Here is a 13,464-nt window from a genome sequence, read left to right on the forward strand (position 1 = left end):
CTAAGCAGTTTCGGAATTATCTGAAACTGCTTTTTTAGTGGGGAGATTTCAAGTTGAACAATCAAAACATACAGGTAATCAACTAAAAAACAAGTATTTATATCTAAGATTCGAGAAATAAAAAAAAACGTAACTTCCTCTTATTATTTTTCTTAGCTGCCCTACTGGTTAATTTAATTTTTATAAAAAAAACAAGTAAACAAGTATGAAAAAAATTGTGATGAATTCTATCGCTGCCCTTCTGTTCATTTCCGCAGGAAATAGCATAGCACAGGTCGACAGTAAAAATGAAGTAAAAAAAATTCCTTCGGAAAACATTCCTACAGATCCTAATGTAAAAATAGGCAAGCTGGAAAATGGTCTCACCTACTACATCCGGAACAACGGTAAACCCGAGGACAAGGTGGAATTACGCCTTGCCATCAATGCAGGGTCTATCCTTGAAAATGAAGATCAGCAAGGACTTGCTCACTTTGTGGAGCATATGAACTTTAACGGAACTAAAAACTTTGAGAAAAATGAACTTGTAGACTACCTACAAAGTATAGGGGTGAAATTTGGTGCCGATCTTAATGCGTACACAGGTTTTGATGAAACAGTTTATATTCTGCCAATTCCAAGTGATAATCCAGAAACCTTGGAAAAAGGCTTCCAGATCCTTGAAGACTGGGCGCACAATGCGTTAATGACAGATAAGGATATCGACGAGGAACGAGGCGTTGTTATGGAAGAATACCGACTTGGACTTGGACCAGATAAGCGAATGATGACAGAATATTTACCTAAACTTATGTACGGGTCTCAATATGCTGAAAGACTTCCTATTGGAAAACAAGAAGTTATAGAAAATGCGGATTATGAAACGGTAAGAAATTATTATAAAGATTGGTACAGGCCAGATTTAATGGCTGTAGTAGCAGTAGGAGATCTGGATCCCGAAGTGATGGAACAAAAGATCAAAGATCATTTTTCAAAACTCAAACCGGTTGCGAACCCTAGGGAACGAAAAGTGTTCGATCTTCCAAATCACGATGAAACTTTTGTCGCAATAGCTTCAGATAAGGAAGCTCCATTTAGCCAGGTACGGGTTTATTACAAAGACCTTGAAAACGCTAAGGATATAGTTACAACCAACGATTACAGAGATCAGTTAGTTAAAAATCTTTTCTCTACCATGATAAATAATCGTCTGGACGAACTTCGAAATAGTGCAAATCCACCGTTTACCTATGGATTTTCAAGCTATGGGGGAACCTATGCAAGGTCCAAGAATGCATACCAGTCATTTGCAATGAGCGGAGCCGGCGAGCAGTTGAAATCTCTTCGCGCATTACTTGAAGAAAACGAACGTGTTAAACGTTATGGCTTCAATTCGGGTGAACTGGAAAGGGCTAAAAAAGAGTATCTTGCCCAGTTGGATCGTCAATTCAAAGACCGCGACAAGCAGGAAAGTGGTAGGATCGTTGGCTCCTATGTGAGTCATTACTTGTCCAATTCTCCAATTCCTGGAATTGAATGGATTTCTCAATTTGCCAGCGCTGACCTACCTGGAATAAAGCTGGAAGAGGTAAATAAACTTATCAATGATTTTCTTCATGAGGAAAACCGGGTAATCATTCTTACCGGACCAGAAAAAGAAGATATTACTCAGGTAAAAGAGGATGAAGTTCTAGCCATGCTAAAAGAGGTTGAGAATTCTGAAATTGAACCTTATCAGGAAACAGACATTCGCGAGAACTTAATTACCAATGCTCCTAAGGCTGGAACAATTACAAAAGTTGTAAGCAATGATAAAGTTGGATTCAAGAAGTTGCTTCTTAGCAATGGCGCAACAGTAGTGTATAAAAATACTGATTTTAAAAACGATGAAGTTTTATTTTCTGCATATAGCCCTGGTGGAACCTCGCTGTATTCAGATGAAGATTATCTTAATACCGGATTTGCCAATAGCGGTTTAGCAGAAGCTGGTATTGCAGACCTCTCTCTAAACGATATGAGTAAAATGATGAGTGGGAAGTTGGTTTCTGTTAGCCCAAATATCGGAAGTATTTCTGAAGGTTTTAATGGATCCTCGACGCCTCAGGATTTGGAAACTTTGTTCCAGATGGTACATTTATATTTTACAGATCTTAATAAAGATGAAGAAGCTTATAATTCATTTGTGACCAAGCAGAAAAATTTTCTTGGAAACTTATTATCCAATCCTAATTTCTATTTTCAAAATGAGCTCGGAAAATTTAGAAACGAAGGAAATCCCCGTTACTTAGGATTTCCAACTCCTGAAGCTTTTGACAGCCAAGACTATGATCTTGCCTATGAGAAATACAAGGAACGTTTTTCCAATGCTGGAGATTTTACCTTCTATTTTGTGGGTAACATTGATGAAGCAAAATTAAAGGAATTTGCCTCAACATACCTTGCCAGCCTTCCATCCAGTGGCAAAAAAGAAGAATATAAAGTATCGGAATTTAGAGAGGTTAATGAATATCGCAAAAAGGTGATAAATAAAGGAGCCGACCCTAAAAGCCAGGTTACTATTCTGTGGAATGGGGAAACAAGTTACAATCAAGAGGAAGATTTTGCCCTTGAAGCATTGGGAGAGGTACTAACCATAAAACTAGTAGAAAAACTTCGGGAAGAAGAAGGTGGAGTTTATGGTGTTGGAGCCAGAGGAAGTATGTCTAAAGTTCCTTATGGATCCTACAACTTCAGTATTTCTTTCCCTTGTGGACCTGAAAATGTAGATAAATTGACTGCAGCCGCTTTAGCTGAAGTCGAAAAAATTAAAAATGAAGGTCCTTCAGAAAAGGATATGGCTAAAATAAAAGAATCCCTTTTATTGAACCGAAAAGAAAGCATTAAGCAAAACCGGTTCTGGTTGAACCAACTTTCTGCTGCAGATAGGGAAGAAAAAGACATAAATGAACTGTTGCAATTTGAAGAAAAAGTTGCTGCACTCACGGCTAAAGAAGTAAAGGATGTTGCCAATACTTTTTTAAATGAGAAGTATCTTTTAGGTATACTGATGCCGGAAGAAATGGAATAAGAGAATAAAACCTAATTTAAAACCTGACAGGATTATTCCTATCAGGTTTTTTTGTTCTAGACTGAATGTAAACCAATTACCTTAACTTAATTCTGTTTAAATCTAAGGGGGCGTAAGTTAATTGAGCCTAGATTTAGGAGAAAATCGCATTCCCTATATATTAATGTATAAGCTGTTAACAAAATCATTTTCTAAACCTGTAATAAATTGTATTTTTACCTTCTAAAATAGAATACAATTAATGGGTAAAATCATTGCTATTGCAAACCAAAAAGGAGGGGTCGGTAAAACGACTACTTCAGTAAACTTAGCAGCCTCCTTAGGGGTTCTTGAAAAAAAGGTATTACTAATAGATGCAGATCCTCAAGCCAATGCAACATCTGGTTTAGGGATAGATGTAGAAGCTGTAGAATTAGGAACTTATCAACTTTTAGAGCATTCTTGCAAAGCCGAAGAAGCTATAGTAAAGACTAATTCTCCCAATCTTGACATCATCCCATCTCATATAGACCTAGTAGCTATTGAAATAGAATTGGTAGATAAGGATGAGCGGGAATACATGCTTAAAAAAGCTATCACCCATTTAAAAGATACTTACGATTATATCCTTATAGATTGCGCGCCTTCTTTAGGTCTATTAACATTGAATGCTTTAACTGCTTCAGATTCTGTGATCATTCCTATACAATGTGAGTATTTTGCATTAGAAGGTCTTGGAAAGCTTTTAAATACCATTAAAAGTGTACAAAAAATTCATAATGATAAGTTAGATATAGAAGGGCTTTTATTAACCATGTACGATTCTAGATTAAGACTCTCTAATCAGGTAGTAGAAGAAGTTCAGAAGCATTTTAATGAAATGGTATTTACCACAATCATTCAAAGAAACGTGCGTTTAAGTGAAGCCCCTAGTTATGGGGAGAGCATTATAAATTATGATGCTGCAAGTAAAGGAGCCAGTAACTATTTAAGTCTGGCACATGAAATAATTAAGAAAAATAGTTAAGCGATGGCGAAAGCTACCAAAAAGCAAGCATTAGGACGTGGACTTTCAGCCCTTCTGAAAGATCCCGATCACGATATAAAGTCTGCGGAATATAAAAATGCCGATAAACTTGTAGGTCATATTGTTGAACTGGAACTTACTTCCATAGAAGTAAATCCATTTCAGCCAAGAACAAGTTTCAATGAAGAATCCTTACGGGAATTAGCTTCTTCCATAAGAGAACTCGGAGTTATCCAGCCAATTACCGTTAGGAAATTAGATTTTAATAAATTTCAATTAGTTTCTGGAGAACGAAGGTTTAGAGCTTCCAAACTTATTGGTCTAAAAACGGTTCCGGCATACATTCGTATTGCGAACGATCAGGAATCTTTGGAAATGGCATTGGTAGAGAATATCCAACGCCAAGACTTAGACCCCATTGAGATCGCAATTTCTTACCAACGATTGATCGACGAGATAAACCTGACTCAGGAACAATTAAGTGATCGGGTTGGAAAAAACAGATCAACCATTGCGAATTATTTAAGATTGCTAAAACTAGACCCTATCATTCAAACAGGAATGAGAGATGGCTTTTTATCTATGGGTCATGGTAGAGCAATTATCAATATTGAAGATCCACAAATTCAGCTAGATATTTACGAAAAGATCCTGGAACGTTCCTTATCTGTTAGAGATACAGAGAAATTGGTGAGGGAATTAGCTGGTGGAGACACAAAAAAACCTGCTCCAAAAAGCCCAAATCTTTCTCAGGAATACAAAAAAGGTATTAAAGAATTTTCTGAATATCTTGGAGCCAAAGTAGATATTAAGATCGCTTCAAAAGGAAAAGGAAAGCTTATCATTCCGTTTACTTCAGAAGAAGATTTTAATAGAATCAAAAAAATGATCCAAGGTGAATCTTAAATATATATTAACTGCGTTTGTCTTTTTTATGGTGACTACTATTGTAGTGGCGCAAAAAGACAGTTTGCAGATTAATACCAATCAAGATACTATTGTAGAAACCAAAAAGGATTACAAGGAATACAACCCTCTTGCACCAGCTAAAGCTGCATTTTTTTCGGCAATATTACCGGGTCTGGGACAAGCCTATAACGGGAAATATTGGAAGATCCCTATTGCTTATGCCGGTCTAGGTGTAGGTATTTATTTTTATCTGGAAAACGATAAGCAATATGATAGATACCGTAATGCTTATAAAAGAAGACTTGCTGGTTTTAAAGACGATGAATTCTACGTAAATCCGGCAAATCCTAGAGTTTCTACAGATGCTTTGATCAGAGCTCAAAAATTCTACCAACGGAATAAAGAAATTTCCTTATTAGTTACTGCAGCAATTTATGTTCTAAATATCATAGATGCAAACGTAGATGCCCATCTTCAGCAATTTAATGTGAGCGAAGATCTCTCATTTAAACCTGCCGTTAATTTTGATGAGTATTCTGGGAAGACTCGATATGGTTTATCTTTAAATTTTAATTTCTAATTATGAAGATTGCACTTTTAGGTTATGGAAAAATGGGTAAGACCATTGAAAGAATAGCGACAGAAAGAGGGCATTCCATATCACATAAAATCACTGGTGATATAGAAAACATAGATCTTTCTGAAGCCGATGTCGCAATAGATTTTAGCATCCCAAAGGCGGCCCTTACAAACATAAAAACTTGTATAAACAATAAGCTCCCTGTAATATCTGGAACTACGGGATGGTTGGAGAATTACGAGCAAGCAGTAAAACTTTGTGAAGCTGAAAATTCAGCTTTTTTATATGCTTCAAATTTTAGTATTGGTGTGAATTTGTTTTTTGAACTAAATGAGAAGTTGGCTAAGATCATGGATCCTTTTCAGAATTATTTAGTAGAAATTGAAGAAACACATCATCTTCAAAAACTAGATGCTCCAAGTGGTACTGCTATCAGTTTGGCACAACAAATAATTACCAATTCCAAAAAAACGGGTTGGCAATTGGATCACGCAGAAGAAAATGAAATTCCTATTACCGCAAAAAGAGAAGAAAATGTTCCCGGAACTCACACAGTTTCTTACAGTTCAGATATCGATTCAATAGAAATTAAGCATACGGCATATTCCAGAGAAGGCTTTGCATTAGGTGCTGTTATTGCTGCAGAATGGATTAGAGATAAAAAAGGGGTGTTTTCTATGAAGGATGTCCTTCAAAATTTGACATAAAGCAAGCACTTCCTTGATCCGCCCTAACACTACGGAAGGCCTGCGAGGTATAGAATTAAAAAATATTATTAAAAATCGAGGCATCCGGATAGCTATCGGAACGGGAAATTTAACCCACAATGAGGGATAAAATGTAACGGTACTGGTTTTTTAGACACTTATACGCTAAACTTAAGATATATGACTATTACGCAGTGGTTCTTATTTTTCCTGATCATTCAGGTGATTCATTTTCTAGGAACTTGGAAATTATATGTAAAAGCAGGACGACAAGCTTGGGAAGCTGCAATACCAGTATACAATGCCGTAATTTTAATGAAAATAATCCACAGACCATGGTGGTGGACTATCTTATTATTTATTCCTATTGTAAACCTGATCATGTTTCCTGTAATTTGGGTTGAAACTATTAGAAGTTTTGGGAAGCATAAATTAATGGATACTGTTTTAGTGGTAATTACTTTTGGGTTTTACATTTACTATGTAAACTACATGACAGATGTAACTTACATTCAAGATAGAAGTTTACACCCTAGAACTGCTGCTGGAGAATGGATAAGTTCTATTCTATTTGCAGTGATTGCGGCAACTTTAGTACACACCTATCTTATTCAGCCATTTACAATCCCTACTTCTTCCTTAGAAAAAACATTGCTGGTAGGCGATTTTCTTTTCGTTAGTAAATTCCATTATGGAGCCAGAACTCCTTTAACAGCTGTGGCTTTCCCTATGGTTCATGATACTATTCCGGTTTTAGGAGTGAAATCATATCTAGAAAAACCTCAGATTCCATATTTCAGATTACCGGGCTTCGAAAAAATTGAACGCTCAGATATCGTTGTTTTTAACTGGCCAGTGGATACAATGAAAAACATGTTTTTTACAGATAAATACTATTACAAGCCAATAGATAAGAAAACGAATTATGTAAAACGTGCTGTAGGAGTTGCCGGGGATTCATTAAGAATTGTAGATGGTAAGATCTTTATTAATTCTGATCCACTTAAATTACCTGGCAGGGCGAAGTTACAGTACAATTATATTGGGATTTCCAAAGGAAAAGCATTTGATCCATATTATTTATATGAACGTTACGATATTACAGATCCTTATAGATATGATCAGTCTTCAAATAGGTTTGTGATCAATCTAACTGAAGAATCTTATGAGAAATTCAAGAATCATCCTAATGTTGAAACTCTTGAACGCATGATTGATTCGGCTGGAAATAAAGAACAAGGTTTGTTTCCAAAATCTAAAAGTCTATCATGGAATAAGGATAATTTAGGCCCGATCTTTATTCCGAAGAAAGGAACGACCACTAAATTAAATCTGGAAACTTTACCATTCTATAAAAGACTTATAGAAGTGTATGAAGGATCTGAACTAGGTATTAACAATGAATTAAGTGTTAATGGCACTCAAGTACTACTTAACGGTCAGCCTACGGACACTTATACTTTTAAGATGGATTATTACTGGATGATGGGTGATAACCGCCACAATAGTCTTGACAGTCGTTATTTTGGATTTGTACCAGAAAATCATGTGGTTGGTAAACCTATTTTTGTTTGGTTTAGTTGGGATACCAATGGAGATGGCATTATGAACAAGATTCGTTGGGAACGTTTATTTACCACTGTAAGCGGAGACAAAGAGCCTACCTCCTATTTACCATATTTCTTGATTGGGTTAGTTATATTATTTGGATATAATTTCTTTAAAAAGAAAAGAGAGTCATAGTGAGTTAATTTAAACCTCATGAAAGAAATCTTAGTAAGTCTCCCCTATTTTGGACCTATATCTCAGTATAAGGAATCAGTAAATGTGACCAAAGTTTGGGTAGAGAAGGAAGATAATTTTCAGAAACAAACTTATCGCAACCGGATGTATATTTATGGCGCGAACGGAAAGTTAAGCTTGAATATTCCTATAAAACATTTACCAAAAACCAAGGTTAAGGTTCATCAAAAATATAGCGAGGTTAAAATAGACAATGATGACAAATGGCAAAGTGTGCATTGGAAATCTCTGAAATCTGCTTACCAAACCTCTCCCTTTTTTGAATTTTATGAAGATGAACTTATCCCATTATTTAAAAAAGAATATCTAACACTATTTGAGTTTAATCGGGATTGTTTTGAAACCGTATTGGAATGCCTTCAATTAGATCTGGATTTTGACTACACTTCTGAATATAAGAAACAACCAGAGAATATCGCTGATCATCGGAATTTGATCAATGCTAAAAACAGAATAACATTACCAGAATACATACAGGTGTTTCAAGAAAAACATGGCTTCATATCCAACCTCTGTATCTTAGACCTCCTCTTTAATGAGGGACCAAATGCTGTAGAATTTCTAAAAGCTATGTAGTTTATTACCAGCTTATAGTTGAAAATATTGGATAATGATCTGATAATTTCACCGGAAACACCTCAAAAGTCTGTATTGTTAAGCCTTCATCTATCATCATAAAATCAATTCGGAGTGGAAAATAACTTAAGTTGAAGGTCTTCCCAAAGCCACTACCCTCTTCCTGAAAAGCATCTTTAAATCTATCACCCTTAACCAGTTTGTATATATAAGAGAATGCGGTGTTATTAAAATCTCCTAAGATCAAGGTCTTGTAAGGAGATTTCTCCACTTCGGCCATCATCATTTCTGCTTGTTTTTGCTGAAGCTTAAAGCCATAAGCTATTCTTCCAAATAGCTTTTTAGAATCCTCTTTTTGCAGATCGTTTATTCCTGGTTTTATATTTAGGGATTGAAAATGAACATTAAAAATACGCAGCGTATCTTCATTCTTAACAACATCTACAAAGATCGCATTATTATTTCCGTCTTCAGGAAAATCTACGGAATGGGTATTAATAATAGGATATTTTGAAAAGATTGCGGAGCCAAATTCTGAGCCACCATCTTTCAGCTTTATAAATTTATAAGGATAGCTTTTCACCATTCCGGAAACTCCAACGAAATGTTCTTGCGTCGCTAAGATATCTGGATCTTTTTCAGCAATAAAACTGGTGATCTTTTCTGGGATCTTATCATCTTCTACCCATTTATAGGCATTGAACATCCGCACATTATAACTCATCAAGGAGATACTGTTTTCTCCTTTAGTTTCTGGCTCACTCGAAAATTGGATCCAGGAAAGTACATAATTATAGCCTAGCAATAAAACTATCAAAGAAAGCAATAGCTGTCTTTTAAAACGAATTGCCCAAAAGAGCAAAAAAATGAAATTAAAAAGAATTAGCAATGGCACCCCTAAGCTGAGTACAGAAAGTAAAGGAAATGATTTTGGAGGCACGTATGGTAGAAGGTAAGAGAGCAATAGCGCGAACGCCATAATAGAGTTCAGGATAAATATCAATTTATCCAACAAGCCTAATTTCTTCATTTATTTGTCTTTACCGGCATGAAACAAGAAATCTTTCTCCTGCTTAGTTAAACTATCATACCCACTGGTACTGATCTTATCTAGAATAGCATCAATTTTTTGTTGTTGTTCATCTTTATTGATGATTGGAACTTTTGTTTTATAAGGGCTTGCGCCTTCCTTCTTATAAACAGTTTTCATTATGGGTTTAGACTTTTGTGAAGAATCGAATAAGGAAACAAACCAATTGATCAATTTCTCGAAGCCACTTCCTATATCATTTCCCATTGCTAATTGCTTGGTATATATATATCCAAAGAAAGCACCTCCTAAATGCGCAAAGTGCCCACCCGCATTACCAAATGGAATTTGGATAATATCTATCACTACCAGAAAAGCAGCGATATACCAGAACTTTATAGATCCTATGAACATCAACCTGATCCTCATATTCGGGACCTTTGTTGCTACTCCAACCAAAACAGACATCACTCCAGCAGAAGCTCCTACCAAATAAGATTTACCTGTAGCTTCAAAGGCAGGAAATAGGTTATAGCTCAACATATAAACCAAAGCACCAATTATAACTCCAAGGAAATAAAAAGTAAGCAGTTTTTTTGAGGAGAAATAATTCAGGAAATATATACCTGCATAATAAAGAATAAGCATGTTAGAGAGAAGGTGCCAGATTCCTGAATGCAAAAAAGAATAAGTAATTATAGACCAGGGTTTAAAAATAAATTCTCCTAGCTCTTTTGGAAAAACCAACCACTCAGTTATAAAATTGGAAGGAAGGTTAAAAAGAAAAGCGATGGTTTTGAGCAGAAAAAAAAGGATAAATACCAACACATTTATCGCAATCAGTTTTTCAACCACTGTTGCTGTTTGTAATTTATATCTGAATTTATCTGCTGGCCCCATTAATCCCACCTATTTTGTTCGAATTGATTCTTTTTCCAATACCACATCATAATAAACCCAAATAGGGCTCCACCTACGTGTGCAAAATGAGCTATTCCTCCACCAAACAAGGAGTACCCGGTAACCCCGGAGAATAGATCTATTGCAATTAATATAGGGATAAATATCTTTGCTTTGATAGGAACTGGTACGAATAGTAAAAATAATTCAACATTTGGAAATAACATACCAAAAGCGACTAAAACTCCATAAATTGCTCCAGAAGCTCCAACTGCCGGAGTATTATAGGCCGTAAACATACTTTCTAAGGTGTCTTTAGAAACACTACCTAATATAGAGGTATTATACTGCCCGGTTTCCAATAATTGCTGAATGTCCATGGGATTCATTCCCGCATCCACTAATGCATTATAACCAGATTCTACATGAAAATAATTAACTAACGAGTGTATTATTGCTGCTCCGATCCCGCAAGAAAAGTAAAAGAATATAAATTTATTCTTCCCTAACATTTCCTCTATAGGACCTCCAAAAGCCCATAATGCGTACATATTAAAAAGGATATGCATAAACCCACCATGCATGAACATGTGAGTAACAACCTGCCAAACTCCAAAATTTTCATTTTGAAAGAACCAAAGGGAAAACAATTTATAAGTATAATCTCCGATGAACATAGTGCCAACAAAAAATATGGCATTTATGATAATAAGTATTTTAACGGTATCTGTAATTCTTCCCATTTACATGAATTTTTTTTCCAGTTCTTCCACTGGCAAGGTAATAAAAACAGGTTTGTTAAACGGGGTTAAACTCGGCTCTTTACAAGCAAATAAACCATTAACAATATGCTGTTGTTCTGTAAAATTTAACAAATTCCCAGACTTTACCGCCATACTCTTCGCTAAAGATTTGGCAAGCAGATCTGTATGAGAAAAATTGTTTTCTGGTACTTCATTCTGAAAATCTACCAGAAGTTGTTCCAGTAACATTTCTACTTCACTTTCTGAAATAGAAGTTGGAATCCCTATAATTTCTGCAGATTTAGATGTTATTTCTGAAAATATAAATCCGGTTTGTTCCAGCGAATCTTTAATGCCTTTTAATAATTCAGTTTCCTGTTGATTAAACTGAAGCACTAATGGAAATAATAACTGCTGACTCACAGCTGCTGAAACTGTTATACTCTTTAATAGTTCTTCGTATAAAATTCTAGTATGCGCTCTATGTTGATCTATTACCAACATTCCATTTTTAAGCGTACTAATAATAAATTTCTTATTTAACTGAAAAGTAGAACTTTGTGCTTCCTCAGTTTTGGGCGCTCCAAAAAGATTCCCTGTTACCTCCTCACTTTCAAATTCTATTTGGCGAACATCTACATCGTCGTTTCCAATGGTTTCAGATTGTAGGCCGGTGTAAAGACCTTCCCAACTAGAGGATTCCTTTTTAAAATTACTTTTAAAGTTAGAAGAAGTTAGAGCTTCATTTTTAAATGGATTAAAACTCCTATCTACTTCTACTTGAGGAGTTGAAGCCCGTTTATTTTCATAATTATATGGCGTATCCAGATTGGGATCTCTTTCAAAATCCAACACAGGGGCAACATTAAATTGTCCTAAACTATGTTTAATTGCACTTCTCAAAATGGCATATAACGCATGCTCATCGTCGAACTTAATTTCAGTTTTGGTTGGATGAATATTGATATCTATACTCTTAGGATCTACCTGAAGGTATAAAAAGTAGCTAGGATAAGCTCTGTCCTTCAAGAGTCCTTCAAAAGCAGCACTTACCGCATGATTTAAATAAGGGCTTTTAATAAACCTATCGTTCACAAAAAAGAATTGTTCTCCTCTGGTACGCTTTGCATATTCTGGTTTCCCAACGAAACCGGAAATTTTCAAAATTTCTGTCTCTTCGTTTACAGGAACCAATTTTTCATTGGACTTTCCTCCTAAAATATTAGTAATACGTTGCCTGTAATTAGAAGCGGGAAGATTGAATAATTCCCCGACATTATGGACTAACGAAAATGAAATTCCAGGATGCGCCAATGCTACACGTTGAAATTCATCTATGATATGACGGGTTTCTACAGTATCTGACTTCAAGAAATTTCTTCTGGCAGGAATATTATAAAATAAATTCTTAACACTTATAGAAGTTCCTTTCGCAGTTACACAAACCTCTTGAGAAGAGATTTCGCTGCCTTCAATTTTTATGCAAGTTCCAACTTCATCTTCCTCTCTTCTGGTTTTTAGTTCCACATGTGCAATTGCAGCTATAGATGCTAATGCCTCTCCCCTAAATCCTTTGGTTTGAAGTTGAAAAAGATCTTCAGCTGTTTTAATTTTTGAAGTGGCGTGGCGCTCGAAACTTAATCTGGAATCGGTGATGCTCATCCCGGAACCATCGTCTATCACACTAATAAGGATCTTCCCAGCTTCCTTGATATATACCTGAATTGTAGAAGCTTTTGCGTCTATTGCATTTTCCAGCAATTCCTTAATAACAGAAGCAGGCCTTTGAACTACTTCCCCAGCAGCAATTTGATTAGCCACATGGTCTGGCAGTAGATGAATAACATCGGTCATGGAAAATTAATTCGAAAAGATGGATAAATCAAAATCTATGATCCATAAGAAAATTAATATCAAAACGATAATAATGTAGATCACGCGCTTATTAATCTCGCGATTACCTCTGGTTCTACTGGAACTTCTTGCATCTGCCCATTGTGCGCCGAAATCATTAGAATTTGTGGTGTTTTTATATTTGTTGAATTTGGAATCGAAGTCGTAAATATTCCCTGTGTCTTTTCCTTTATAATAACGAGGAGTGTAATTATAGCGGGTGTTCTTCTTGGATTTATAGAGACTGAATTTCAAAATACTCGGTGTTTCT

The 13,464-nt window shown here is 35.6% G+C and carries 12 protein-coding genes; 7 read left to right on the forward strand and 5 right to left on the reverse strand.

Translation table 11 applies throughout. From position 1 onward, the window contains the following. Window positions 1–205: 205 nt before the first annotated feature. From H033_RS0114600 to H033_RS0114630, 7 genes are all read left to right on the forward strand, one after another. A complete protein-coding gene (locus H033_RS0114600; RefSeq protein ID WP_026838967.1) occupies window positions 206–3,046 on the forward strand; it encodes a M16 family metallopeptidase in 2,841 nt (946 codons plus the stop codon). Window positions 3,047–3,287: 241 nt separating this feature from the next. Next, the gene (locus tag H033_RS0114605; protein WP_026838968.1) at window positions 3,288–4,052 is read left to right on the forward strand and encodes a ParA family protein; all 765 of its coding nucleotides are present in this window, start codon (window positions 3,288–3,290) and stop codon (window positions 4,050–4,052) included. Between the two features lie 3 nt (window positions 4,053–4,055). Next, on the forward strand, window positions 4,056–4,958 hold the full coding sequence (locus tag H033_RS0114610; protein WP_026838969.1) for a ParB/RepB/Spo0J family partition protein: 903 nt from the start codon (window positions 4,056–4,058) through the stop codon (window positions 4,956–4,958). Further along, window positions 4,948–5,541, forward strand: a complete 594-nt coding sequence (locus tag H033_RS0114615) for a DUF5683 domain-containing protein (protein ID WP_081661880.1) — start codon at window positions 4,948–4,950, stop codon at window positions 5,539–5,541. Before H033_RS0114610 ends, H033_RS0114615 begins: the two co-directional genes overlap by 11 nt. 2 nt (window positions 5,542–5,543) lie before the next feature. Next, window positions 5,544–6,248 (forward strand): 4-hydroxy-tetrahydrodipicolinate reductase, encoded by a 705-nt coding sequence (dapB, locus tag H033_RS0114620; RefSeq protein WP_026838971.1) that lies wholly within the window; start codon window positions 5,544–5,546, stop codon window positions 6,246–6,248. 180 nt (window positions 6,249–6,428) lie between these two features. Then, complete coding sequence (gene lepB / locus H033_RS0114625; protein ID WP_026838972.1) at window positions 6,429–7,991, forward strand: signal peptidase I; 1,563 nt, start codon at window positions 6,429–6,431, stop codon at window positions 7,989–7,991. An 18-nt stretch (window positions 7,992–8,009) separates the two neighbouring features. After that, window positions 8,010–8,627, forward strand: a complete 618-nt coding sequence (locus H033_RS0114630) for a WbqC family protein (protein WP_026838973.1) — start codon at window positions 8,010–8,012, stop codon at window positions 8,625–8,627. Window positions 8,628–8,631: 4 nt separating this feature from the next. Here the strand turns inward: H033_RS0114630 and H033_RS0114635 are convergent, their stop codons facing one another. Genes H033_RS0114635 through H033_RS0114655 form a run of 5 tightly spaced genes read right to left on the reverse strand, consistent with a single transcriptional unit; the run spans window position 8,632 to window position 13,448 of the window. Continuing rightward, window positions 8,632–9,657 carry an endonuclease/exonuclease/phosphatase family protein gene (locus H033_RS0114635; protein WP_026838974.1) on the reverse strand — a complete coding sequence of 342 codons (1,026 nt, stop codon included), beginning with the start codon at window positions 9,655–9,657 and terminating at the stop codon, window positions 8,632–8,634. Next, window positions 9,658–10,557 carry a rhomboid family intramembrane serine protease gene (locus tag H033_RS0114640; RefSeq protein ID WP_026838975.1) on the reverse strand — a complete coding sequence of 300 codons (900 nt, stop codon included), beginning with the start codon at window positions 10,555–10,557 and terminating at the stop codon, window positions 9,658–9,660. Then, window positions 10,557–11,300: a rhomboid family intramembrane serine protease gene (locus tag H033_RS0114645; RefSeq protein WP_026838976.1), complete on the reverse strand. Its 744-nt coding sequence runs from the start codon at window positions 11,298–11,300 to the stop codon at window positions 10,557–10,559. The genes H033_RS0114640 and H033_RS0114645 overlap by 1 nt, the downstream gene beginning before the upstream one ends. Continuing rightward, complete coding sequence (gene mutL / locus H033_RS0114650) at window positions 11,301–13,154, reverse strand: DNA mismatch repair endonuclease MutL (protein ID WP_026838977.1); 1,854 nt, start codon at window positions 13,152–13,154, stop codon at window positions 11,301–11,303. A gap of 6 nt (window positions 13,155–13,160) precedes the next feature. Continuing rightward, window positions 13,161–13,448: a hypothetical protein gene (locus H033_RS0114655; RefSeq protein WP_026838978.1), complete on the reverse strand. Its 288-nt coding sequence runs from the start codon at window positions 13,446–13,448 to the stop codon at window positions 13,161–13,163. Window positions 13,449–13,464: the final 16 nt, after the last annotated feature.

Origin of the sequence: Gillisia sp. JM1 (assembly GCF_000424645.1) — a bacterium.
Taxonomy (GTDB): domain Bacteria; phylum Bacteroidota; class Bacteroidia; order Flavobacteriales; family Flavobacteriaceae; genus Gillisia.